24 protein-coding genes are annotated in these 22,530 nt (G+C 63.4%); 17 read left to right on the top strand and 7 right to left on the bottom strand.

The window, feature by feature from the left end; genetic code table 11:
- Positions 1 to 314: 314 nt before the first annotated feature.
- From chvE to N7568_RS14375, 6 genes are all read left to right on the top strand, one after another.
- Positions 315 to 1,439, top strand: a complete 1,125-nt coding sequence (gene chvE / locus N7568_RS14350; protein ID WP_368736520.1) for a multiple monosaccharide ABC transporter substrate-binding protein — start codon at positions 315 to 317, stop codon at positions 1,437 to 1,439.
- A gap of 120 nt (positions 1,440 to 1,559) precedes the next feature.
- Positions 1,560 to 3,089: a multiple monosaccharide ABC transporter ATP-binding protein gene (gene mmsA / locus N7568_RS14355; RefSeq protein ID WP_261610472.1), complete on the top strand. Its 1,530-nt coding sequence runs from the start codon at positions 1,560 to 1,562 to the stop codon at positions 3,087 to 3,089.
- A 5-nt stretch (positions 3,090 to 3,094) separates the two neighbouring features.
- Positions 3,095 to 4,378, top strand: a complete 1,284-nt coding sequence (gene mmsB / locus N7568_RS14360) for a multiple monosaccharide ABC transporter permease (protein ID WP_261610473.1) — start codon at positions 3,095 to 3,097, stop codon at positions 4,376 to 4,378.
- A 90-nt stretch (positions 4,379 to 4,468) separates the two neighbouring features.
- Positions 4,469 to 5,476, top strand: a complete 1,008-nt coding sequence (locus tag N7568_RS14365; protein WP_261610626.1) for a LacI family DNA-binding transcriptional regulator — start codon at positions 4,469 to 4,471, stop codon at positions 5,474 to 5,476.
- A 5-nt stretch (positions 5,477 to 5,481) separates the two neighbouring features.
- Positions 5,482 to 6,054 carry an orotate phosphoribosyltransferase gene (gene pyrE, locus N7568_RS14370; RefSeq protein ID WP_261610474.1) on the top strand — a complete coding sequence of 191 codons (573 nt, stop codon included), beginning with the start codon at positions 5,482 to 5,484 and terminating at the stop codon, positions 6,052 to 6,054.
- 106 nt (positions 6,055 to 6,160) lie between these two features.
- A complete protein-coding gene (locus N7568_RS14375) occupies positions 6,161 to 7,285 on the top strand; it encodes a thioesterase domain-containing protein (protein WP_261610475.1) in 1,125 nt (374 codons plus the stop codon).
- 3 nt (positions 7,286 to 7,288) lie between these two features.
- On the opposite strand, the gene N7568_RS14380 is transcribed toward N7568_RS14375, so the two are convergent.
- Both N7568_RS14380 and N7568_RS14385 read right to left on the bottom strand, forming a co-directional pair.
- Entirely contained in the window at positions 7,289 to 7,996 is a 708-nt protein-coding gene (locus tag N7568_RS14380; protein WP_261610476.1) for a tyrosine-protein phosphatase, read from the bottom strand.
- A gap of 12 nt (positions 7,997 to 8,008) precedes the next feature.
- Positions 8,009 to 8,839 (bottom strand): HAD-IIA family hydrolase, encoded by an 831-nt coding sequence (locus tag N7568_RS14385; protein ID WP_090826227.1) that lies wholly within the window; start codon positions 8,837 to 8,839, stop codon positions 8,009 to 8,011.
- A gap of 305 nt (positions 8,840 to 9,144) precedes the next feature.
- Between N7568_RS14385 and N7568_RS14390 the strand changes: the two genes are divergently transcribed.
- Together N7568_RS14390 and N7568_RS14395 are read left to right on the top strand one after the other, a co-directional pair.
- On the top strand, positions 9,145 to 10,374 hold the full coding sequence (locus tag N7568_RS14390) for a hypothetical protein (protein ID WP_261610477.1): 1,230 nt from the start codon (positions 9,145 to 9,147) through the stop codon (positions 10,372 to 10,374).
- 44 nt (positions 10,375 to 10,418) lie between these two features.
- Entirely contained in the window at positions 10,419 to 11,105 is a 687-nt protein-coding gene (locus N7568_RS14395; RefSeq protein ID WP_439898984.1) for a TrmH family RNA methyltransferase, read from the top strand.
- Positions 11,106 to 11,155: 50 nt separating this feature from the next.
- Here N7568_RS14395 and N7568_RS14400 read toward each other — a convergent pair whose 3' ends face one another.
- The gene (locus N7568_RS14400) at positions 11,156 to 12,235 is read right to left on the bottom strand and encodes a hypothetical protein (RefSeq protein WP_261610478.1); all 1,080 of its coding nucleotides are present in this window, start codon (positions 12,233 to 12,235) and stop codon (positions 11,156 to 11,158) included.
- 187 nt (positions 12,236 to 12,422) lie between these two features.
- On the opposite strand from N7568_RS14400, the gene fbaA reads away from it, so the two are divergent.
- Together fbaA and N7568_RS14410 are read left to right on the top strand one after the other, a co-directional pair.
- Positions 12,423 to 13,442 carry a class II fructose-bisphosphate aldolase gene (gene fbaA, locus N7568_RS14405; protein ID WP_261610479.1) on the top strand — a complete coding sequence of 340 codons (1,020 nt, stop codon included), beginning with the start codon at positions 12,423 to 12,425 and terminating at the stop codon, positions 13,440 to 13,442.
- Positions 13,442 to 13,864 carry a DUF3151 domain-containing protein gene (locus N7568_RS14410; protein ID WP_261610480.1) on the top strand — a complete coding sequence of 141 codons (423 nt, stop codon included), beginning with the start codon at positions 13,442 to 13,444 and terminating at the stop codon, positions 13,862 to 13,864. Before fbaA ends, N7568_RS14410 begins: the two co-directional genes overlap by 1 nt.
- Positions 13,865 to 13,942: 78 nt before the next feature.
- On the opposite strand, the gene N7568_RS14415 is transcribed toward N7568_RS14410, so the two are convergent.
- From N7568_RS14415 to N7568_RS14425, 3 genes are read right to left on the bottom strand one after another with little or no spacing between them, the layout of a single operon-like run.
- Positions 13,943 to 14,764, bottom strand: coding sequence for an ABC transporter ATP-binding protein (locus tag N7568_RS14415; RefSeq protein WP_261610481.1), 822 nt, complete (start codon positions 14,762 to 14,764; stop codon positions 13,943 to 13,945).
- Complete coding sequence (fepG, locus tag N7568_RS14420) at positions 14,761 to 15,825, bottom strand: iron-enterobactin ABC transporter permease (protein ID WP_261610482.1); 1,065 nt, start codon at positions 15,823 to 15,825, stop codon at positions 14,761 to 14,763. Before fepG ends, N7568_RS14415 begins: the two co-directional genes overlap by 4 nt.
- Complete coding sequence (locus N7568_RS14425) at positions 15,822 to 16,913, bottom strand: iron chelate uptake ABC transporter family permease subunit (RefSeq protein ID WP_439898985.1); 1,092 nt, start codon at positions 16,911 to 16,913, stop codon at positions 15,822 to 15,824. The genes fepG and N7568_RS14425 overlap by 4 nt, the downstream gene beginning before the upstream one ends.
- A 90-nt stretch (positions 16,914 to 17,003) precedes the next feature.
- Here N7568_RS14425 and N7568_RS14430 point away from each other — a divergent pair, with 90 nt between their 5' ends.
- Positions 17,004 to 18,071 carry an ABC transporter substrate-binding protein gene (locus N7568_RS14430; RefSeq protein WP_439898986.1) on the top strand — a complete coding sequence of 356 codons (1,068 nt, stop codon included), beginning with the start codon at positions 17,004 to 17,006 and terminating at the stop codon, positions 18,069 to 18,071.
- An 88-nt stretch (positions 18,072 to 18,159) separates the two neighbouring features.
- Here the strand turns inward: N7568_RS14430 and N7568_RS14435 are convergent, their stop codons facing one another.
- A complete protein-coding gene (locus N7568_RS14435; protein ID WP_261610484.1) occupies positions 18,160 to 18,792 on the bottom strand; it encodes a uracil-DNA glycosylase in 633 nt (210 codons plus the stop codon).
- A gap of 243 nt (positions 18,793 to 19,035) precedes the next feature.
- Between N7568_RS14435 and N7568_RS14440 the strand changes: the two genes are divergently transcribed.
- The 6 genes from N7568_RS14440 to N7568_RS14465 all read left to right on the top strand — a co-directional run bounded on the left by N7568_RS14440 (position 19,036) and on the right by N7568_RS14465 (position 22,462).
- Positions 19,036 to 19,374: a hypothetical protein gene (locus N7568_RS14440; protein WP_261610485.1), complete on the top strand. Its 339-nt coding sequence runs from the start codon at positions 19,036 to 19,038 to the stop codon at positions 19,372 to 19,374.
- 110 nt (positions 19,375 to 19,484) lie between these two features.
- A complete protein-coding gene (locus tag N7568_RS14445) occupies positions 19,485 to 20,102 on the top strand; it encodes a SipW-dependent-type signal peptide-containing protein (protein WP_261610486.1) in 618 nt (205 codons plus the stop codon).
- Between the two features lie 3 nt (positions 20,103 to 20,105).
- Positions 20,106 to 20,765 carry a SipW-dependent-type signal peptide-containing protein gene (locus tag N7568_RS14450; protein ID WP_261610487.1) on the top strand — a complete coding sequence of 220 codons (660 nt, stop codon included), beginning with the start codon at positions 20,106 to 20,108 and terminating at the stop codon, positions 20,763 to 20,765.
- Positions 20,762 to 21,286 carry a signal peptidase I gene (locus tag N7568_RS14455; RefSeq protein ID WP_261610488.1) on the top strand — a complete coding sequence of 175 codons (525 nt, stop codon included), beginning with the start codon at positions 20,762 to 20,764 and terminating at the stop codon, positions 21,284 to 21,286. The genes N7568_RS14450 and N7568_RS14455 overlap by 4 nt, the downstream gene beginning before the upstream one ends.
- Positions 21,273 to 21,935 (top strand): hypothetical protein, encoded by a 663-nt coding sequence (locus N7568_RS14460; protein WP_261610489.1) that lies wholly within the window; start codon positions 21,273 to 21,275, stop codon positions 21,933 to 21,935. Before N7568_RS14455 ends, N7568_RS14460 begins: the two co-directional genes overlap by 14 nt.
- On the top strand, positions 21,932 to 22,462 hold the full coding sequence (locus N7568_RS14465) for a hypothetical protein (RefSeq protein WP_261610490.1): 531 nt from the start codon (positions 21,932 to 21,934) through the stop codon (positions 22,460 to 22,462). Before N7568_RS14460 ends, N7568_RS14465 begins: the two co-directional genes overlap by 4 nt.
- Positions 22,463 to 22,530 lie beyond the last annotated feature (68 nt).

Genomic DNA, 22,530 nt, shown 5'->3' on the forward strand with positions numbered 1-22,530 from the left:
GAACACCGGCCCGGCACTGCCCACAAGGCGGTGCCGGGCTTTTTGATTCCCTCCGAACGCAAGGCCGCCCAATTGTGAACGCTCACAACGTTTCAAGTCAAGAGTGCCGGGAGGGGTTCGGATCCGCAATCATTTCGTGATCCAGAGCACTTGACCGGCAGTATTGTTAGCGTTCACAATGGCATTCGCACCACCTTTCACACTGGCCCGTGTCGCCCCCCGCCCACAGGCCAATCCAGCTTTACCGTGCCGGACGCGCAGATGCTCCGGCTGCATCAGAGTTCGCGGCAATGCTGCCGCGGAAGGAGAGCATCGTGAGATTGAAGAAACTCCTGGGCGCCGTAGCGGTTGTCCTTACCTTGACTGTTGGAGCCACGGGCTGCGGCAGCCGCGGAGGCGCGGCCGAGTCCACCAGCAGTGCAAATCCCAGCGACTCCCTGGTTGGCATTTCGATGCCAACCCAGACGTCCGAGCGCTGGATCGCTGACGGCGCCAACGTCGAAAAGTCCCTGAAGGACCTTGGCTACAAGACGGACCTCCAGTTCGCCAACGATGACATTCCCACTCAGGTTTCCCAGATTGAGAACATGCTGACCAAGGGTGCCAAGGCGCTCATCATTGCAGCCATCGATGGCACCACGCTCACCGACGTCCTGGCCAAGGCCAAGGAACAGAACGTCAAGGTCATCGCGTATGACCGCCTCATCAACGGCACCCCGAACGTGGACTACTACACCACATTCGACAACTACACCGTGGGCGTCCAGCAGGCCACCTCGCTGCTGACCGGCCTGGGCCTGCTTGATGCCAGCGGCAAAAAGGTTGAGGGCAAGGGCCCGTTCAACGTTGAGCTGTTCGCCGGAAGCCCGGACGACAATAACGCCAACTTCTTCTGGACCGGCGCCATGGACACGCTTAAGCCGTACATGGATGCGGGCACCTTGAAGGTCCCCAGCGGCCAGACCAAGTTCGAGCAGGCAGCCATCCTCCGCTGGCAGGCACCCGTAGCCCAGAAGCGCATGGAAGACATCCTCACGTCCGCCTACAGCTCCGGCACCAAGCTGGACGGCGTCCTGTCCCCGTATGATGGCCTGTCCATCGGCATCATCTCGGCACTGACCAGCACGGGCGGCTACTCCACTGGAAACCTCCCCGTGGTTACCGGCCAGGATGCAGAGAAGGGCTCCGTGAAGTCCATCGTCGCCGGCGAGCAGTACTCCACGATCTTCAAGGACACCCGCCAGCTCGGCGCGCAGGCCGTGAAGATGGTTGACGCCGTTCTCAAGGGCACCGAGCCGGAAACCAACGACACCAAGACCTACAACAACAAGGTCAAGGTCGTCCCGGCATTCCTCCTGAAGTCCGTCATCATCACCAAGGACAACTTCCAGAAGGAACTCATCGATTCGGGCTACTACAAGGAATCCGACGTCAAGTAGCACCCCTGCGTCCCCGCTGCATTGCGCCTCGCCGCGCAGTGCAGCGGGGGCACAGTCTCCCCTCAGAGCCTGTCGAGTCCTCGGCCCGGCCAAGTTTCAACCAGTCAGCGGGAAATGACGATGAACGTACCCATTCTTCAAATGCGAGGAATCACCAAGACCTTCCCCGGGGTTAAAGCCCTCCAGGACGTCACCCTGGACGTCAACCGGGGCGAGGTTCACGCCATTTGTGGTGAGAACGGCGCCGGCAAATCAACCCTCATGAAGGTGTTGTCCGGCGTCTACGCGCACAACACCTTCGACGGCGACATCCTCTTTGAGAACGAGCCCTGTGACTTCTCCAGCATCACGGACAGCGAGAAGCGCGGCATCGTGATCATCCACCAGGAACTGGCATTGAGCCCGTACCTGTCCATCGCCGAGAACATCTACCTTGGCAACGAGTTGGCGAAGAACGGCTGGGTGGACTGGCGGAAGACCAACCTGGAAGCTGCCAAACTGCTGGCACGCGTCGGCCTCAGCGAAAACCCGGTCACGCCCATCCAGCACATCAGCGTGGGCAAGCAGCAGCTCGTGGAAATCGCCAAGGCCCTGTCCAAAGAGGTGAAGCTCCTCATCCTGGACGAGCCCACCGCTGCGCTGAACGATGAAGACTCAGACCACCTGCTGGACCTCATCCTGCACCTCAAGGGCCAGGGCGTCACCAGCATCATCATCAGCCACAAGCTCAACGAGATCCGCAAGGTGGCCGACGCGGTCACCATCATCCGCGACGGAAAATCCATTGAGACCCTGCGGCTCGACCAAGGCCAAATCACCCAGGAACGTATCATCCGCGGCATGGTGGGCCGCGACCTTGAAAGCCTCTATCCGGACCGGACCCCCAACATCGGCGAGGAAGTCCTCCGCATCGAAGACTGGACAGTCCAGCATCCACAGGACCATGCCCGAACGGTGGTGCACAATGCCAGCCTCAACGTCCGCAAGGGTGAAGTGGTTGGACTGGCAGGTCTCATGGGCGCCGGCCGGACCGAGCTCGCCATGAGCGTCTTCGGGCGTACCTACGGACGAACGGTGTCGGGCAGGGTCTACAAATATGGGGAAGAAATCAACACCTCCACCGTCTCCGACGCCATCGACCACGGAATCGCCTATGCCACCGAAGACCGGAAGCACTACGGCCTGAACCTGATCGAAGACATCAAACGGAACATCTCCATGGCCGCACTGAACAAGCTGGCCAAGCGCGGCTGGGTGGACGGCAACAAAGAGACCACCGTAGCCAACCACTACCGCAAGAGCATGAACATCAAAGCTCCGTCCGTGGCCGCCATCACCGGCAAACTCTCGGGCGGAAACCAGCAAAAAGTAGTGCTGAGCAAATGGATGTTCTCCGATCCCGACGTGCTGATCCTGGATGAACCAACCCGCGGGATCGACGTCGGCGCCAAGTTTGAGATTTACACGATCATTGCGGAACTTGCAGCTGCCGGGAAGGCAGTCATTGTGATCTCCTCTGAGCTTCCGGAGCTCCTGGGCATCTGCGACAGGATCTACACGCTGTCCGCAGGCCATATCACCGGCGAAGTCCCCATCGCCGAAGCCACCCAGGAAACCCTCATGCACTTCATGACCAAAGAGAAGGAATAGCGAACATGTCCGCCCTACGAGAATCCCTTGGCTTCCTCACAAGCCGCCTCCGCCAGGTTGGCATCTTCGTCGCCCTGATCCTGATAGTCATCCTCTTCCAGGTCCTGACCGACGGCATCCTGCTGCAGCCGCAGAACGTCACCAACCTGGTGGTCCAGAACAGCTACATCCTGATCCTGGCCATCGGTATGGTGATGGTCATCATCGCCGGGCACATCGACCTGTCTGTTGGTTCCATCGCAGGCTTCATCGGGGCTGTTGCCGGCGTGATGATCGTGCATTGGGGTTGGGCTTGGTGGCTGGCCATCCCGGCCTGCCTCCTGGTTGGCGCATTGGTGGGTGCGTGGCAAGGCTATTGGATTGCCTACGTGGGCATTCCAGCCTTCATTGTCACCCTCGCAGGCATGCTGATCTTCCGTGGCCTGACCCTCATCACCCTCAAGAACCAGCAGATCACCCCCTTCCCGAACGAACTCCGTGCACTGGGTGGCGGCTTCCTGCCGGACATCTCCGGTGGCACCTCCGTCCTGGAATGGCTGACGGTCATCCTCGGCGTCGGCGGCACTGCAGCCATCCTCTTCCAAGCACTGAAGGAACGCCGGGTCCGCCGCAAGTTCAACCTGGAGAATGAGCCGATGGCCTGGTTTGCCGTCAAGAACGGTTTCATCGCAGTGCTGATGCTCATCATCACCTTCCTCCTGGCCAGCTACCGCGGTACCCCGATCGTCCTGATCGTCCTGGCCGTCCTGGTGATCGTCTACTCGGCACTGATGAACAACAGCATCTTCGGCCGGCACACGTATGCGATTGGTGGCAACCTCCACGCAGCCGAGCTCTCCGGCATCAAGACCAAGAAAGTCACCTTCCGCTTGTTCGTCAACATGGGCGTCCTGGCCGCGTTGGCCGGGCTGGTGTTCACGGCCCGCCTGAACTCGGCACAGCCCGCGGGCGGTACAGGCTTCGAACTCGACTCCATCGCTGCCGCCTTCATTGGTGGCGCTGCGGTCCAGGGTGGCATCGGCACGGTAGCCGGCGCCATGATCGGTGGCCTCATCATGGGCGTCCTGAACAACGGCATGTCCATCCTTGGACTGGGCACCGACTACCAGCAGCTCATCAAGGGCCTGGTGCTCCTGCTGGCCGTCGGCTTCGATATCTTCAACAAGAACCGGACAGGTGCCGGTGGAGGTTCCTCCATGGGCAGGCGCTTCAAGTGGAAGACCACACCTCCGGCAACCGAGGCAGCTCCGGCTGCGACAACGGAGCCTGTGGGCGTCGACGCGAAGTAGGATTCCATGTCTCGCGGCGAGTATCCGCCTTCCGTGCGGCCCCGGGCACTGTCCGGGGCCGCCCAGGACCCACCGGCGAGGCCTCCAGTCATGGGCGACGTCGCCAAGATGGCCGGGGTCTCGCACCAAACCGTGTCCCGTGTACTGAACAACCATCCGAACGTGAGCGGCAAGACCAAGGAACGCGTGGAATCGGCCATCGCCCACCTTGGCTACAGGCGGAATACGGCAGCCCGCAGCCTGGTGACGCGGCGTTCCCGGACCATTGGGGTGCTCGCTTGCGAGACGGGCCAGTTCGGGCCTGCGAACACACTCCTCGGAGTTGAGCAGGCCGGTAGGGAAGCCGGGTACTTCGTCAGCATCGCCAACCTTCGCGAAGTGACCAGCGACAGCGTCAATGACGCCATAGCCCACTTCCGGAACCAGTCCGTGGACGGCATCGTCATCCTGGTTCCGCACCCGGACGTCCTCGGCGTCTTGCACGAGGTGGCCGTTCCCGTGCCGATAGTGGCGGTCGGGGCGGGCGCGGGAAACCAGTTGACGGGCGCATCACTGAATCAGCGGTTGGGTGCCCGCCTGGCCGTTGAGTATCTGATCGCCCTGGGGCACCGTCATATTGCCCATGTTTCGGGGCCTCCCCACTGGATCGATGCCGCCGAGCGCATCAAGGGGTGGGAGGAAGCGCTGGGCAATGCCGGCCTCGAAACCGAGGTCCTGCTCCGGGGCGCGTGGGACGCTGCCTCCGGCTACCGCGCCGGCCTGGAGCTGCTTCACCACCGCGGCATCACCGCCGTCTTCGTTGCCAATGACCAAATGGCTGTGGGTGTGCTCCGCGCCGTGCAGGAAGCCGGACTCCAGGTACCGGGCCAGATCAGCGTGGTGGGTTACGACGATCAGCCCGAAGCGGAGTTCTTCATGCCGCCTTTGACCACCATCAAGCAGGATTTCGAGGAACTAGGCCGGCGCTGCATGGAAGCGATGTTGCAGCAACTGGATGGAGGCGGTGGAAGCGGGGAACAGATCGTCAACCCCCGCTTGGTCATCCGCTCAACCACGGCGGCCCCTGGCCTTCACAAAGCTCCGTCCCCACTAAACTAGGAGCCATGACTTCCTCGCCTGACACCTCTGCTGCCCGTGCCCGCCTTCTTGAACTCATCAAAGAACTGGCGGTGGTCCGCGGCAAGGTGATTCTTTCCAGCGGCAAGGAAGCGGACTACTACATCGACCTCCGCCGCATCACCTTGCACCACGAGGCCTCCAAGCTGGTGGGTCAGGTCATGTTGGCAATGATCGACGACGCCGGTGTTTCAGTTGAGTGCGCTGGCGGACTCACCATGGGTGCCGACCCCGTCGGTACCGCTGTAATGCACGCTGCTGCCGACGCCGGCCGCGCAGTGGACGCCTTCGTTGTCCGCAAGGCCCAGAAGTCCTACGGCATGGGCCGCCAAGTGGAAGGCCCCTCGGTTGAGGGCCGCAATGTTGTGGTTCTCGAGGACACGTCCACCACGGGCGGATCCGCGCTGACCGCCGTCGAGGGCGTCCGTAAGGCGGGCGGCAATGTGGTGGCCGTCGCCGTCATCGTTGACCGCAACACCGGTGCCAAAGAGAAGATCGAAGCCGAAACCGGCGTGCCGTACCTCTTCGCTTTCGGCAAGGACGAGCTGGGCCTCAGCTAAGGAGTTTTTGTACAGCTCTTGACCTTAAAGGCGCATCTTAAGGGCATCAGGTGTACACAAACTCCGGGGCTGTGAGGCACCGCCTTTCGAAGCCTATGCTTGCTGCGTGGACGTTCAAGTAGGGAAGCTCCCGGCACCTCCGGAGGTGGACGAAAACCTCCCGGTGCCGGCTTCTCCAGAAGCGGGGAAAGCAGAGGATCCGGGCGCATGGGCCCGGGTCCTGCCTTACGCTGCCCGGCTGAAGAAGACGTCCCGCCGCAACTTTCTCATCACCGCCGGAGCCTCGGCAGCGCTCGCGGGGGACATGCTCTTTACCCGGCATGTGCAGGCCGAGCGCCGGGCAACCAAGATCCTCCGCGTGCCCGATCCGTACTCGGACCTTTACTTTCCCAAGGCCAGCTGGATCCTCTTCCCCGGGTACAAAACGAGCTGGGAAGAAGCTCAATGGATTCTCAACACCCTGCGCCCGGCCCTGCACCAGCGCGGCCGTCTCGCCGCCGTCGGATATTCCAACCTGGGCCTGGACGTGGACGAGGTCGTCCGCGCAATCATCCTGCACGTCCGTGAACTGGAGTTGGAGAAGCTGTACTTCTACGGCCACAGTTTCGGTGGGATGCTGGCCACGCAAGTGGCCGCCCGGCTGCTGGAGCTGCACGGCGTTGAGACACAGTTGATCGTCCTGGACTCGAGCCCGTTCAGCCGGGCGGACGTGCTGGACCAGAGTTGGTTCGACGGTGTGGTGTTCCTTTACGAGAATGGCTTCCGCATCCCGTCGGTCCTCCGCGGCGGCTATGAGCTGGGGGAGCGTGTGGCCCACAAGGACGAGCGCACGTGGCGGCAGATCCTTGACCAAAGCCTGGAGCAGCTCTCGCCGATCGCCCCTTCCAGCGTGCTCATACAGACCGAATCGGCCTACATTTACCACTTTGACGGTCTCCGATTAGCGGGAAAGATCGGGGGAGCCAAGATGGCGTTCCTGGGCAACGCCAAGGATGGCACGGTGGACTATGAGTCCGCGCGAGCCGGGTGGAGCAAAGTGTTCGGAGCCAACATGGCGCTGCCCACGCTCAGCACCGAAGGCGCCCGGCCCGCGCACGCGAGTCCCCAATGGAACGGCGGCCTGTACCGTCCGTTGCTGGAACGCGTCCAGAACGAGCTACAGCCGCTCCCGCCCGAGCCCCAGGAGCCGTCATTCCGGGAGCCGAACGGCAGGGTCATTCGGCCGGTGTAGGTTTCAGGCGCCGTTTTCCAGCGATTCAACTTCGACGGCGGTGAGGCCCGCGTCGCGAAGGAAGCCTCGAACGTCCCCGAACTCCTGCGCGAAGCCGGCCAGGAAGTGCCGCATCGCAGCTTCGGGGCTTTGCAGGATCATGAGGTCCGGGCTGAAATACTCTGCCGGGGTTGACGGGACGCTAAGGCGCCATGTCTCCGCCATGATCTTCAGGACGTCCGGCAGGTTTGCTGTGGTTGCGGCGTAGTCAGCCACCACTTGATCCTCGGTCCCGCCGGCTGCAAGAAGTCCAACAGCCGACACCACACCCGTCCGGTCCTTGCCTAACGAGCAGTGAACCAGTGTGCGTTTGCCTCGGGCTACCGGACGCAAGGCGTCAGCCACCCACTCGGGCTTGATTCGGACCCACCCCAAATACAGCTCGCCGAGATCCTCCGCTGTTTCCACGGCTTGGAGCGACCCCGCAATGGCGTTTGGGTCGAGTGGATTATGGATGAGTTCGACGGCGGGCGGGACGACGGCGGCAGGCCCGCCGTCGTCGTCAACCAGCCACGGAACCAAGGAGCGTTCAAGCTCGCTCCGCAAATCCACGATCGCCTGGATGCCGTGCGCCGCAAGGAAACCCGACGTTGCAGCGGCATCCAAGCCGAACGGCTGGCTCCCCCTGAGTATCCGGCCACCGGCCAAGGGACGCAGATTGAGCACAGCCATGGTTCTATCCTTCTAGATTTGGCTCTTGAGGTCGGCCACGGAGTTCAGGATCTGGTTGGGCCGGAACGGGAAGGAGACGATTTCCTCCCGCTGCGTGATGCCGCTGAGCACCAGGACGGTGTGCAGGCCCGCTTCCATGCCCGCCACAATGTCCGTGTCCATGCGGTCGCCGATCATGGCCGTCGTCTCGGAGTGGGCGTCGATCTGGTTCATCGCGGAGCGGAACATCATGGGGTTCGGCTTGCCCACGATGTACGGCTCGCGGCCCGTGGCCTTGGTGATCATGGCCGCGATGGCGCCGGTTGCCGGCATGGGGCCGTCCTTGGAGGGGCCCGTGGCATCCGGGTTGGTGGCGATGAAGCGGGCGCCGGCCAGGATGTGGCGGACGGCCATGGTGATCGCTTCGAAGGAGTACGTGCGGGTTTCGCCGAGCACCACGAAGTCGGGGTCGGTGTCCGTGAGGATGAACCCGGCCTCGTGCAGCGCGGTAGTGAGGCCGGCTTCGCCAATGGTGTAGGCGCGGTTGCCCGAATCCGAGGACTGGACCTGGTCCTTGAGGAACTGCGCCGTGGCCAGCGCGGACGTCCAGATGTTCTCTTCCGGGACTTCCAGTCCGGATGCGCGGAGGCGGGCCGCGAGGTCACGTGGGGTGAAGATGGAGTTGTTGGTCAGCACCAGGAAGCGCTTGGACGTGTCTACCCAGCGCTGGATGAGCTCGGCCGCACCGGGGATCGCCTGGTTTTCGTGGACCAGGACGCCGTCCATGTCCGTGAGCCAGCATTCGATTTCGTGGCCGTTACGGTAAACCGATGTGGACGTGTGGGGCGTGGATTCTTCTGCCATATTTGCCTCCGGCTGGGATTGTTCATGCACTGCCACCCAGTCTTTCATCATTCGGGCGGCTGGACATCCTGGGATTCCCCTTATGTGGGTAGTTCTGCCCATGTGGATATGGGTTTTGACTTGTGTGAAGCGCGGTGACCTGAACTACGCTGGTGGCTGCGCGGTACGGACCACACCGTGGGTCGGGGGATCAACACGGTGGCCACCCAGTGCCTGCCGCGCTCCAGCAGGTCCCCTTTTCACGGAATTTGTCCACCGGTGTCCTCAGAGGCCCGGTGCCAGCACTGCACTCGAAAGGGCCTGCCATGAGCAATAACAACGGAGCACCCCAGCCTCCTTACAACCCCGACGGCGTGCCACAGCCACGCTATGGATCGGGCCAGGAGCCCTATCGCCAGTACCAGCCGGGCCAGCAGTACCAACCGGGCCAGGCGCAGGAGGGCCAGACCGAGGCTGTCCCCACACAGCCCGCACCCACCCAGGCTTTCCCCGCGCAGGATGTCCCCATTCAGCCCGGCTATCCCAACCAGTCTGCACAGCCGGGGTACCCTGGCGCACCCGCGCAGCCCAACCAGCCCGGCTACCCTGGCGGACCCGCGCAGCCCAACCAGCCCGGTTACCCTGGCGGACCCGGCTACCCAAACCAGCCTGGCGGACCCGGCCAGAACCCGGGTGACCACAACAAGAAATCCCTGTTCCTGATCCTCGGCGGAGTCGCCGTCGTCGTGATCATTGCCCTGGTGGTGGCGTTTACCTGGCTGATTCCGTCGATGACCAAGCCCACGGCCGTCGAAACGCCGTCGGTGACATCCTCGGACGCGGCGTCGGACGCGGCGGCTGAGCCGTCCACTGATCCCTCCGCCGAGCCGGAACCCTCCGGTGACGCGTCGGCGTCCACCGATATGCCCGCCGACGCCATTCCGTTGCCTGCAGTATGGGAAGAGTTCGCCGGACCCACGAACGTTCCGGCCGACGGCGACCCGCTGTTCAGCAAGTGGGTCACGGGCGAATCGTCCTTCCAGTACCTTGCCGAATGGACCCACGACGAGTCCTTCGGCATTACCAAGGATCCGACCACCGGCGAGGAAATCCAGAAGAAGGCCCAAGGGACGGTTGAGACCGACGGCGACGGAATCGCGCTCGCCTACGCCTTCTTCGCTGAGTCCGAAGAGGGCAAGTTCGGCAATGATCCTGCAGAGATCAAAAAAGCCATCCAGGACATCGAAGCCCGCTACAAGGGCATGACCGCTACCGAACTTCCCCAGAACCTGGTGGGCCACAAGTGTGCCTCGGACTTCAAGACCAGCATGCCGGAAGTACGCGAGTTCCGCCGTGGTGCCGCAGTTGTCATCGGTTTCACCTGCGCCAATGCCCGTGGCGAAGCGATCCAGGCCGTGAACCTGTTCTCCGTGACGCCGTGGGGTACCCCGCAGATGCTCGGGGTCAGCGGACACAAGGAATACTGGGATGCCCACCCGGGGCTCTTCGAGCAGCTGGGCAACTCGTACCGCATCAACAAGTGGAAGATGGGCTAAGTCCTGGCGCTGAGGCCATGACGGGGCGGGGCTAAAGTTGAGGGGTGACTGACCTTCCCCCCAACACAGCCCTGCCCACCCCTGCCGAAACCACAGCGGAGGGCGAGGCAGAGGCGAAACCCGAGGTCGGCGTCGGGCCTTGGGAAGGCGAGTTGCCGGTTGGCGAGCATTGGGATCCGGACCTGTTGAGGGATGGTGACCGCCGCAATGTGGTGGACCAGTACAGGTACTGGAAGCACGAGGCGATCGTGGCGGATCTCGATTCCAAGCGCCACGACTTCCACATCGCCATTGAGAATTGGCAGCACGACCTCAACATCGGCACCGTGGTGCGCACCGCCAACGCGTTCCTCGCCAAGGAGGTCCACATCATTGGCCGACGGCGGTGGAACCGTCGCGGCGCCATGGTCACCGACCGCTACCAGCACGTCCGCCACCACCCCACCGTTGAGGACTTTGTCCAGTGGGCCGAGGGGGAGGGGCTTGCTGTAATCGGCATCGATATCTTCCCGGATTCCGTGCCGCTTGAAACCTACGACCTCCCGAAAAAATGCGTGCTGGTGTTCGGGCAGGAAGGTCCTGGCCTGTCGCCCGAGGTGCACGATTCCGCCGTCGCCACGCTGTCCATTGAGCAGTTCGGATCCACCCGGTCCATGAATGCCGCGTCAGCCGCAGCCATCGCCATGCACGCGTGGGTCCGCCGGCACGTGTTCCAGCAGCCCGTCAGCTAGGCAACTTTTCAGTTTCAGACCGTGCCGATTTCAGACCGTGCGGATGCTCTCTAGCGATCTTTCAGGGTGGCTTTTCCGTCCACGATCTGGATCTCACCAGAGACCCTGGGTGTTACAAGCTCAACCTTTGGCTCCCATTGCGGGGCATCGTCACGGCCGCTGTTCACCTCGTAGCTCACGGAAGCCTTGCCCGCTTCCTCCGACTGAATGATCCAACTGTCCTCGCCACGAAGGAGAGTGAAGGAGGGTTCCTTCTCGATGGTCCATTTCAGATTGCGGGTAGGGCGGTATTCGTAGAGCGCGAACCCCGAACAACCACGACGGGTCGCTTCGGATGCACTGTCCGGCGTGGAGGCAGTACATTCACTTCGTTTGTTCTCGAGAAGTGTCCGGGTTTCGTCCAGGAGCAGCTGGCTGGGTATCACTTTCAAACTTTCGGAACTCTTGGAAATCGCCCGGTCAATGCTGATCAAGGCTTTCTGCTCTTCTGCCGTTGCGTACTTGTCTCCCGATACGCCCAGGGTGTACTCGCCGGGGAAGGCCGGCATTAGCAGCGAATTCCGCGCTCCGGTTCCGGGGTCAGGTGCGGGAACGTCGACGCCGTTCACGGCGAACGACTTCACGGGACGACTGGAACTCAGCCGGATCTTTTGGAAGTTCGTAGCCCCAACCTTCCACTCGCCCTCTCGCGACTTGGTCATTCTCAACGTGATTTCCTGCTTGCGGCCGTTTTGGGTGACTTCGGCACGGACGGAATCCGACCTTGCGCCCAGGATCCGGTAACCGTCAATGTGCTGCCCTGCGCTTTTGTACACATTGTTCTGAAGGAGAGCTTGTTCATTCTCCGGGACGCCAGGGTCGGATACGCTGAGGGCCTTCTCGCCGTCCCCGTCGATCAGGGCCTGGAAGTATGTTTTAGCTGCCGCGCTGACGTCATGCGCCGGTGACAACGATGAAACCAGGAGGACCACACCAACGGTGGCAGCGGTCAGGACTACCGCTGCGCCCGCTGCGATGCCAATAATCATGTTCCGCTTCCGCCTGGATTGCCCTTCGGGAAAAGTACTTCCCTGCTGCTGCAGGGGTGGCGTCAGGCGGGGCTGGTTGTCTGCACTCGGGGGGATCTCCATTCCCGCAGTATATCCATCGTTTAGATGAACGGGGGGTGGCGGGTGGAGTGCCAACCCGGCGGAAGTGTTAAGAGCCCCAGTGACCCGAAACACGGCGGCACGGCGGTTATCGCTAGGATGGGTGCTAGCCGTAAGCGGTCTACTCCAGGGTTACCAACCCACAGACGAATTCAGCATAGGAGTCACCATGCCCATTGCAACCCCAGAGATTTACTCCGAGATGATCGACCGCGCAAAGGCTGGCGGTTTCGCTTTCCCCGCGGTCAACGTGACGTCGTCGCAGACTCTGAACGCTGCGATCCGCGGTTTCGCCGAGGCCGAGTCCGATGGCATCATCCAGGTTTCCACCGGTGGTGCAGCCTACTGGTCCGGTGCTTCGGTCAAGGACATGGTTACCGGTTCCCTCGGTTTTGCCGCGTTCGCCCGTGAAGTGGCGAAGAACTACAACGTCAACATCGCTTTGCACACGGATCACTGCCCGCAGGACAAGCTGGCGGACTTTGTCCTGCCGTTGCTGGCCGCGTCCGAGGAAGCTGTGAAGGCCGGCAAGGACCCGATCTTCAACTCGCACATGTGGGATGGTTCGCACGAGACCCTTTCGGAGAACCTGCGCATCGGCCGTGAGCTGCTGGAGCGCGCTGCTGCTGCGAAGATCATCCTCGAAGTTGAAATCGGTACCGTTGGTGGCGAGGAAGACGGTGTTGAGAACGAGATCAACGAGAAGCTTTACACCACCACCGAGGACGCCCTGGCCACGATTGAGGCACTGGGTGCCGGCGAGAACGGCCGCTACCTGACGGCTTTGACGTTCGGTAACGTGCACGGTGTGTACAAGCCGGGCAACGTCAAGCTCCGCCCGGAACTGCTCCAGCAGATCCAGGCCGAGGTTGGCGCGAAGATCGGCAAGGAAAACCCGTTTGATCTGGTGTTCCACGGTGGTTCGGGTTCCACGGAGCAGGAAATCGCTGACGCTGTTTCCTATGGTGTGATCAAGATGAACATCGACACCGATACCCAGTACGCGTTCACCCGTCCGGTGGCCGGGCACATGTTCTCCAACTACGACGGCGTCCTGAAGATCGACGGCGAAATGGGCAACAAGAAGACCTATGATCCCCGCGTGTGGGGCGCTTCGGCCGAGGCCGGCATGGCCGCGCGTATCGTCGAAGCCGCCCAGCAGCTCGGATCGGTGGGCAAGACCTTCTAATGTCGGACGAATTCCGGAAGAACCTGATGGGGCCGGAGCCCACGCTCCTGCCTGCCGAAACCGAGATCTACCAGCACCTGGCACTCGGCAAGGAAGCTCTGGACCTCGTAGCCCAGAACCCCACGTCGTCCCTTCTGTGGGCCATCCTCGCCGAGGAAGCCTGGGCCGAAGGCCGGACCATCGAGTCCTACGCTTACGCCCGCGTCGGCTACCACCGCGGCCTGGATTCCCTGCGCCGCAACGGTTGGCGCGGCGTCGGACCCATCCCGTGGGAGCACGAGCCAAACCAAGGCTTCCTGCGTGCGCTCTACGCGCTGGGCCGTGCAGCCTCCGCCATCGGCGAGGCTGAAGAGCCGGAGCGGATCGAGAAGTTCCTGAACGACTCGGACTCCAAGGCCAAGGCAGCAATCGAAGCCCGCTAAAGCCTCACAGCAAACAACGACGGCGGCCCTCACCGAAAGGCGAGGGTCGCCGTCGTCGTTAATGAGTGTTGGTCAGAGTCAGTCCGTGACCGCCGCGTGCCGCGGCCGACCGAGCGGTACCACCAGGGGCGTATGGGTCACGGGATCGTCGATGATGTGGCAGGCCATCCCGAACACTTGCTCCACCAAGGACTCCGTGATGACGTCGGCGGGAGCGCCCTCGGCCACCATTACGCCGTCCTTCATGGCGATGATGTGGTCCGCGTAGCGGCTGGCGTGGTTGAGGTCGTGCAGCACAGCTACGAGCGTGTGGCCTTTGTCCAGGTTGAGCTCGCGGAACAGCTCCAGCAGCTCGATCTGATGGGCGATATCAAGGAAGGTGGTGGGCTCGTCAAGGAGCATCAGCGGTGTTTGCTGGGCGAGGACCATGGCTACCCACACACGCTGCCGCTGGCCGCCGGACAGTTCGTCCACAAGCCGCCCGGACAGGGCCGAGACGCCGGTGGCCTCCATGGCCTCAACGACGGCAACCTCATCGGCTTCGGACCATTGCCGCAGCAACTTCTGGTGAGGGTACCGGCCGCGGGCCACGAGGTCCGCGACCGTGATGCCGTCGGGCGCAATGGACGACTGCGGGAGCAAGCCGAGGCGCCGGGCGAGCTCCTTCGCCGGAAGGGAAGTCACGGACTTCCCGTCGAGCAGAACCTGGCCGCTCCGGGGCTTGATGAGCCGGGCCAGTGCGCGCAGGAGCGTGGATTTGCCGCAGGCGTTCGGCCCCACGATCACAGTGAACTTTCCCTCGGGGATGCGCACGTTGAGGTTCTCGGAGATGATGCGCTGCTCGTAACCGATAGTCAGCGCTTCGGCATGCAACTGAGGGGCAGTACTTGTGGGGCTCATGATTTCCTTGCTTCCCTGGCCAGCAGCCAGACGAGGTAGATGCCGCCGATGCACACCGTCACAACGCCCACAGGCAACTGGATCGGAGCAAAGAGGCGTTGCGCGGCGAGGTCGCTGGACACCAGGAGGAAGGCGCCCATTACTGCGGAGGGCACCAGCGTGATGCCGGCACTACGGGTGAGCCGGCGGGCAAGCTGCGGTGCGGCGAGGGCCACGAAGGCGATGGGGCCGGCGACGGCGGTGACGGCTGCGGTCAGCGCGACGCCCAGGATGAGCAGCAGCAAACGGGTGGGTTCCGCCCGGACGCCCAAGGCGCGTGCGGCGTCGTCGCCCATTTCCAACAACTGCATCCGACGTGCCACTGCCAGCGTGGCCAAGCCGACCACAACAGCCACGACGGCGGCAGGCGCCGCTTGCTCCCACGTGATGCCGTTGAGCGACCCGGCTCCCCAGACGGCTGCCGCCAAGGCGGCCTCGAGTTCCGCCTGCAGGATGAGCCAGTGGTTGAAAGCGGCCAGCATCGCACTGATCCCGATACCCACGATGATGAGGCGGAAGCCCTGGGAACCACGACGGTAAGCCAATAAGTAGACGGCCAGCGCAGTAAGGATGCCGCCAACAAGTGCGCCTGTCGCGATGCCAAGGTAACCGCCGCCAACCGTCAGCATCACGATCAGCGCGCCGGTGTAAGCGCCCGTGTTGAACCCGATGATGTCCGGGCTGCCCAAGGGGTTCCGGGTCATGGACTGGAAGATGCCGCCGCTCATTCCCAGCGCGGCGCCAAACACCAGCGCAGACAGAACCCGGGGGAGGCGCCACTCCATCACGATGGTCTGGGCAAGTCCCGGAGCATCGCCAGTGAAAGCCTGCAGTACTTGTTGTACCGGGACGTCGTAGTCACCAGTGGCCAGCGAAACCACGGCTACGGCAAGCGCGGCCAGAAGCAGCGGAATGCACACGAGGATGCTGCGGACATCGAACCGGACACTCAGTGAACGGTTGCGGACCAAAGCCGTGGGCCGGCCGAAGCTGACGCGGCTTCCGGGGCCCAGGCGATTCACAGCCCGCTCACTTTCCGGCGGCGGGCCAGCGCAATGAGCACCGGCGCACCAATGAACGCCGTCACCACGCCCACCTGGAGCTCACCAGGTGCGGCGACTCTGCCCACTACATCCGATACCAGCAGCAAAATGGGGGAGAGCACCACGGTGGTCGCCAGGATCCAACGCTGGTCCGGGCCCACGATCCAGCGGGCCACATGCGGAATCATGAGCCCCACGAAGCCGATGGCTCCAGCGCCGGCTGTTGCTGCGCCGCTGAGGAGGGTGATGGCCACGACGCCCAGGATTCGTGTGCGGTTGACGTTGGCTCCGAGGGAGGTTGCCAGGTCATCGCCCAGGGCCACGGCATTGAGCCCGCGGACGCAGAACAGCGCGACGAACAATCCCACTCCCATGAACGGGGCCACGGTGAGGACGGATTCCATGCTGCGGGTGTCCAAAGAACCGATGCTCCACGAGCGCAGGTGGTCGAAGGCTTTCGGATTCAACAGCGTGAGCCCGGAGCCGATACCGGTGAGCACGGCGCCCAGGGCAACCCCGGCCAGGGTAAGCCGGATCGGGTTCACCACGTTCCGGCCGGATGTACCGATCAGGTACACGGCAGCTGTGGTCAGGATGGCGCCAACAAAGGCGAACCAGATGTAGCCACTGAGCGAGCCAACCCCAAAGACGCCAATAGCGATCACAATGGCAAAGGAAGCGCCCGCGTTGACGCCCAGGATGCCGGGATCGGCCAGGGGATTCCGTGTGATCGCCTGGATGAGCGCTCCGGCCACACCCAAAGCGACTCCGACGGCGATTCCCATGAGTGTACGCGGCAGGCGGCTTTCGAGAATGATCGCGTGGTCGGCGGTGTCCTGCGGATTGGTGAAAGCTTCAACGACGGTGGACGCCGGAATAAACTTGGCCCCGACGCCCAGGCTCAACACCACAGCACCGAGGAGTACCGCCGCCGCCAGGAACAGGAAGAGGACCCGCCACTGGGATTTATTGACGACGCCGGTACGCCGGGCGGCGTCGGCGGCCGGACGGGCGGGGGCGGCTACTTGCGACATAGCGCCGTCATGTGGGACACAGCAGGGGACCATTCCGGGGAGTTGGGCGGTAATCGGGCGACCATTCCGTGACTGTTGTCACAACGTCACAGAAGTGTGCCTTAATTAGGTTAGCCTTACTCCGTGAAAAATGACGATTTTGAAGTGCAGCCGCGTAAGGCTTCCCCTCTTCGCAGAAATGCAGTGCGTACTCTCGCGATGAAGGTGGCCGGAGCCGCCGTAGTGGTGGGCCTCCTCGCGGGCTGCGGCACCAGTGGTGGCTCAGGCTCGAGCGCCGGCAACGCCGATGTTGCCACGGGCGGTTCCAAGTTCACCACTGCGGACCAGGAAACTGCCAAGCTGGGCACGGACGCTGCCCCGGGCGTTTTCCCGCGCACCCTCAAGCACGCCAATGGCGAAACCACCCTGGAGAAGAAGCCCACCCGCGTGGTGGTCCTCGACACCGGTGAGCTGGACGACGTCGTGACCTTGGGCATCACGCCGGTCGGCATGGCCACCACCGAAGGTGCCAACCCTGTCCCCACGTACTTGGCCGACAAGGTCAAGGATGTGGCCTCGGTGGGTACCATCCAGGACCTCAATCTCGAAGCCATTGCTGCGCTGAAGCCCGACCTCATCCTGGGCAGTCAGCTCCGCGCGGACAAGCTGTACAAGCAGCTGTCCGCCATTGCCCCCACGGTCTTCAGCATCCGCCCTGGCTTCCCGTGGAAGGAAAACTTCCTCCTGGTGGGCGAGTCCCTGGGCGAGGAAGACAAAGCCGTTAAGGCCCTGAACGACTACCAGACAGAAGCCGATGCGCTCAAGGCAGACGTGAAAGGCGATCCCAAGATCTCGCTGGTCCGCTTCCTGCCGGGCAAGATCCGCCTGTATGCGAACAAGTCGCTGATCGGTGTCATCCTGAAGGACGCCGGCTTGGCCCGTCCGGAGAACCAGAACATCGATGAACTCGCGGCCGAGATTTCAGCCGAGAACATCGAGCAAGGCGATGCCGACTGGATCTTCTACAGCAGCTACGGCGACCCCGCAGCTACCGGCGAAACGTCGGTTGTTGAAGGCGCCGTCTGGCCCAAGCTCGGTGCCGTCAAGGCCGGCCAGGCAAAGGCCGTCAGCGACGACGTCTGGTTCCTCGGCCTCGGCCCCACCGGCGCGCAGCTGATCCTCAAGGACCTCCGCAGCATGCTGGTCGGCTAACGCTTCCACCCCCACCACAAGCACCCCAACGACGACGGCGGCCCCCACCAAAAAGGTGAGGGCCGCCGTCGTCGTTGGTTGGGTACGGCTAGGCCTTGCGGGGGATACCCGTGCGTGCCATGGCCTCGGCGTAAGCGCCGTGGATGGCATCCAGGTATTCCTGCTGGCGGGCAGGAGTGCCGGCGAAGGACCGGCCGCCGAGCGAGCGGACCTTGAAGGTCTTGAAGCCGCGGCGGGCGATGCTGGCCGGAGCGGCCTTCATCAGCTGGTCGGCCAAGCGGTGTGCCTCATTGCCGTGTGCCACCAGGGCGGAGGTGCGCGGGAGGAGCTGCAGGAGGCGAAGCAAAGGCTTGAGGCCCTCGGTGATGTTGGCCGGCGTCAGCTTGCCCGGTTCCTCGGTGGGCTCGATCCACGGGTATGCGTTCCAGGGCATCATGAGCCCGGGACGGAGGCCCAGCTGCCACTGCATGCCGAGCATGCGGGTGGCGGCTTCTTCGTCACCCGGGGTGATGAAGCCTTCGCCGGTGTTGGTGCGCTGGTTGGAGAAAAGGCTGACGATGCGGCAGTCATCCATGCTGTGGGCGGGGTCGATGTAAAGGACCTCGCTGCCCGGCTTCTGCTCCTTGATGGAGTCGCACAGCTCGTTGACCTCGGCGATGTGCGGTTCGTAGCGGCGGTTCCAGAGGATTTCTTCGGGTGATTCAGTCGCCAGTTCTTGCATCAGGGGTTAGGTCTCCTAGGTGTTACAGCGCACCGTTCCAAGGGGCCGCGGGCATGCCGCAGCCGAACCTCAAAGGGTGCTGTTGGGGGCTAACTAACCTTACCGGACTATGGGCGTGAACGGGGCCCGCTTCGGCGCGCCCCCGAATGCGACGCGGCGTGTTGCCGCGGAAACGTGGCGCGTATCCCGACGCCGGTGGCCAACTCTCGACGACGGCACGCGGGTTCGTGCATGATGCGGCGTATGGAGAAACATGAATCGCCCGCTGCCGCGGTGTCCGCTTTCGAGGGCTTGGGGGCGGATCTGGCGCCGGCCGGCGTTGTCATGGGAAAGATGTTCGGAGCAACGTCCCTGATGCTGAACAAGAAGGCATTGGCCTGTTTGAACGGAGACAAGGTGGTCTTCAAACTGGGCCGGGACACTGTAGAGCATGCCCGCGCACTGGCCCTTCCCGGAGCCGTCTTGTTCGATCCTTCCGGGATGAAGCGTCCCTTCAAGGACTGGGTGGAAGTGCCTTTCCCATCGCACGCGGAGTGGCCCGCGTTCGCCGAAGCTGCGTTGCAATTTGTGGCAGGTGAGTGATTAACCCTTAAGTGCCGTTCCGCGTCGCTTCTCTCCGCCTAAGTCGATCATGGGTTGGAGGGGAGTCATTCGGCGACCCCTCAGGCGCCAACATCCAGCTCGGGGGAACAATGGTTGCACATGAAGTAGCTTCACCGGAAACAACGCAGCGTCACAGCAAGGTACCCAAAGTCCGCGCCATCCTGGCCGGCGGTCTGGTCCTCGGAGTGGGGGCGGCCATCACCCTCGCCGCCTGGAACGACTCCGAATTCGCGCAAGGCACTTTCACTGCGGGCACTTTCAATCTTGAAGGCAGCACTGACGGCACCACCTTCGGGGAGAACCCCGTTACGGCCCCCGCAACGCTGGGCTTCACGGCAACACCGTCCAACCTCTCACCGGGCGACGTCGTCACGGCACCCTTCGCGGTCAGGCTGGACGACGCTACTACCAACGACGCCACGGTCACCGTCTCAACGGAAGCTTCGACGGGCGCACTGACCGGTCTCACGTATTCCCTCACGCAATCGACGGATTTTGGGTGCGCCGAACCGGTGGACACCACGTTGGTGGCAGCCGGACAGGTACTGGGGACGACGCCGGGCAGCGTCACCTTTGCGCTGACGCAGGGAGCGGGCACCGATCCGGGCGCACCGGTGAACCTATGCTTCAGGATCACTGCGGACGATGACCTCGTCCAATCCCAAACCGGGACCACCACCTGGGAATTCGCCGCACAATCGCAGTGATCCATGGGCCGTCGACAAGCCAAGATTAGACGCGGTGCGGGTTTCCTCCGCATCCGTGCGCTCCTTGCCGGGGCATTGGTGCTGGGGCTCGGCAGCTCCGTGACCCTGGCATCGTGGACCGACAGCGACTTCGCCCAGGGTTCTTTTGGTGCGAGTGTCTTCCAAACGGAGTCGAATGTCACCAAACCGTATGACGCCCTTGGCACGTGGAGCACCAACGACGTATCCCCTGGCGGCGCCCTGGTGTTCAATGCCGCCGCGATGAGCCCGGGCACGGTGGTTTACGCCCCCTTCGCGATTCGGACCAAGGCAACGTCGGTGGCCGGCGAAGTGGTCCTCGGGATTCCCGTGGTGACCAGCAGCGGAACCGGGAACGCTGACCTGGGCGCGGCGCTCCGGTACCGAGTGGTCAGGTCGGCCACATGCCAGGCGTCGTCGTTCACCGGAACGCCAACGTTCGTGGTGGGCAGCGACGGCGCTAAACCGTTCACGCAAGGGCAAGCCGCCGGCGTCGTCAATCCTCTGGCCGCAGCGTCGGCCACGCTCCCCGGGGCGCCCACACAGTTCTGCTTCGAAGTCACTCTTCCTGTCGGTGCGAATAACGCACTCCAGGGCCAGACCGCCACTGCGACCTGGCAGTTCACTGCCACCTCAAGCACATGAGCCTCCGCCCGTTCCGCGGCCGGCTGCGCGAAATCCTGTTGAACATCGCCGCGGCAGGCGGTGCCGTGTGCATCCTTGCGGTGATCTGTGCACTGCTCTTCAACATCACCCTGATCATGTTCAAGACAGGTTCGATGTCGCCCACCATTCCGGCAGGATCTCTGGCTGTGGTTCGTGAGATCCCGGCGGACGAGGTCAGTATTGGCGATGTGGTGACCGTGGACCGGCCCGGGAAGCTGCCCATCACGCACCGGGTCCAAACGGTGGTGCCCGCGGATGGCCCTGCAAGAACCATCACCATGAAGGGCGACGCCAACATCGAGGCCGATCCCGCGCCCTACGTGGTGGAGCACGTCCGGCTGGTCCTCTGGTCCGTGCCGGGGCTCGCCCAACCAGTGGCCGCGGCCGCCAACCCGCTGGTCCTGGGCGCCACCACAGTGGCCGTGTCCGCGCTGGTGACGTGGGTGCTCTGGCCGCGGCAGTCACGCCGACGCGGGGGCGGACAGCATGTGGCGGCGTAGTGGGCTGTGGACGGCAGCCGTTGCGGCAGTGCTGCTGCTGGGTGCCGCACCCGCGGTTGCCGCCGATAGGGAGGCTTCGGGTTGGTTGGAGCTCGACGCCGGTCCAGGCGGCCAAGTGCATCGGCTCACCCCGGGCGGCAGTGCGGATTGGGCGGTGGATGTCCATGTTCGCGGCGAACCTGCCACATCCCTCGACGTCGGGCTGCAATCCGAGCCGGCGTCAACGGAGGTGCTGCGGGATTTCCTGAGCGTGGAGCTCAAGGCTTGCTCGCAACCCTGGGAGGGAAGCTCCTGCGCGGAGGGCCAGCGTGTCTTGTTGGGACGGACATCGCTGGACGCTGCCGGGGGTGTGCAGGTGGACCTCATGGAACCCGGCAGTGCCGAATCGACCAACGCCTACGTCCTCCTGACAGCAACGTTGGCCGAGGACGTGCCCCGTGAGGTGCAGGGGAGCCGTACGCAGATCGTGGTGGGCGTCCACGGGTCAGGGGACGACACGGGTGGGCCGGACTTCCCCGAAAACCCGGCCGGGCCGTCGTCGGGAATCCTGGCCGACACCGGTTTTCGCCTGGGAGGGTTTGCGCTCCTCGGTTTCGGGGCGGTCGCGGCAGGATTTGTCCTGGCGCGCATGCGGGGTGCTGCCGGGTGAATATGTTCAAGCGGGCGCGGGTTGGACTGACGGTGGCGTTGCCCCTCGCCGTCGTGTTTTCCGCGGTGAACCCGCCGGCCGTCACGGAAGCGGCATGGCAACGCGATCAGTACTCGGCGGGGAGCTTCGGTACCGTGACCATCCCGGCTCCAACACTCAACGGTCCATGTGTGTACAACAACGGGATCGCCGGTCTGGGCGCCTATGTGCGGGTGTACTGGAAACCACCAGCAGGCTACGCACTGGCGGATGCAGAAATGCAGGCCTCCACCAGTGGCCTGGGGTCCCTTCTGGCGCCACTGACCGGCTACTCGTTGGCTGCGAACACTACCGGAACAGCGGCAGGCGGATACACCACGGACGTTGCCACCAATTTGTTGGGCGGTCTGCTGGGCCTTGGCACGGAACTCCAACTCGCCATTGTGGTGAAGCGGTACGGGTGGACCTCCCAGCCGGCCTCAGTGGCCACGAATGCGGGACTCATCCTTGGACTGGGCGGCAACTGTCGGAATCTGCCCGCCGCGTAGTCCGCACGGATCCTGCACGTGTTTCGCTGGAGAAAACTTCACCGGGCCGTCTTTCAAGACGCCTTGAC

This window comes from Paenarthrobacter aurescens (assembly GCF_025421775.1).
GTDB lineage: Bacteria > Actinomycetota > Actinomycetes > Actinomycetales > Micrococcaceae > Arthrobacter > Arthrobacter aurescens_B.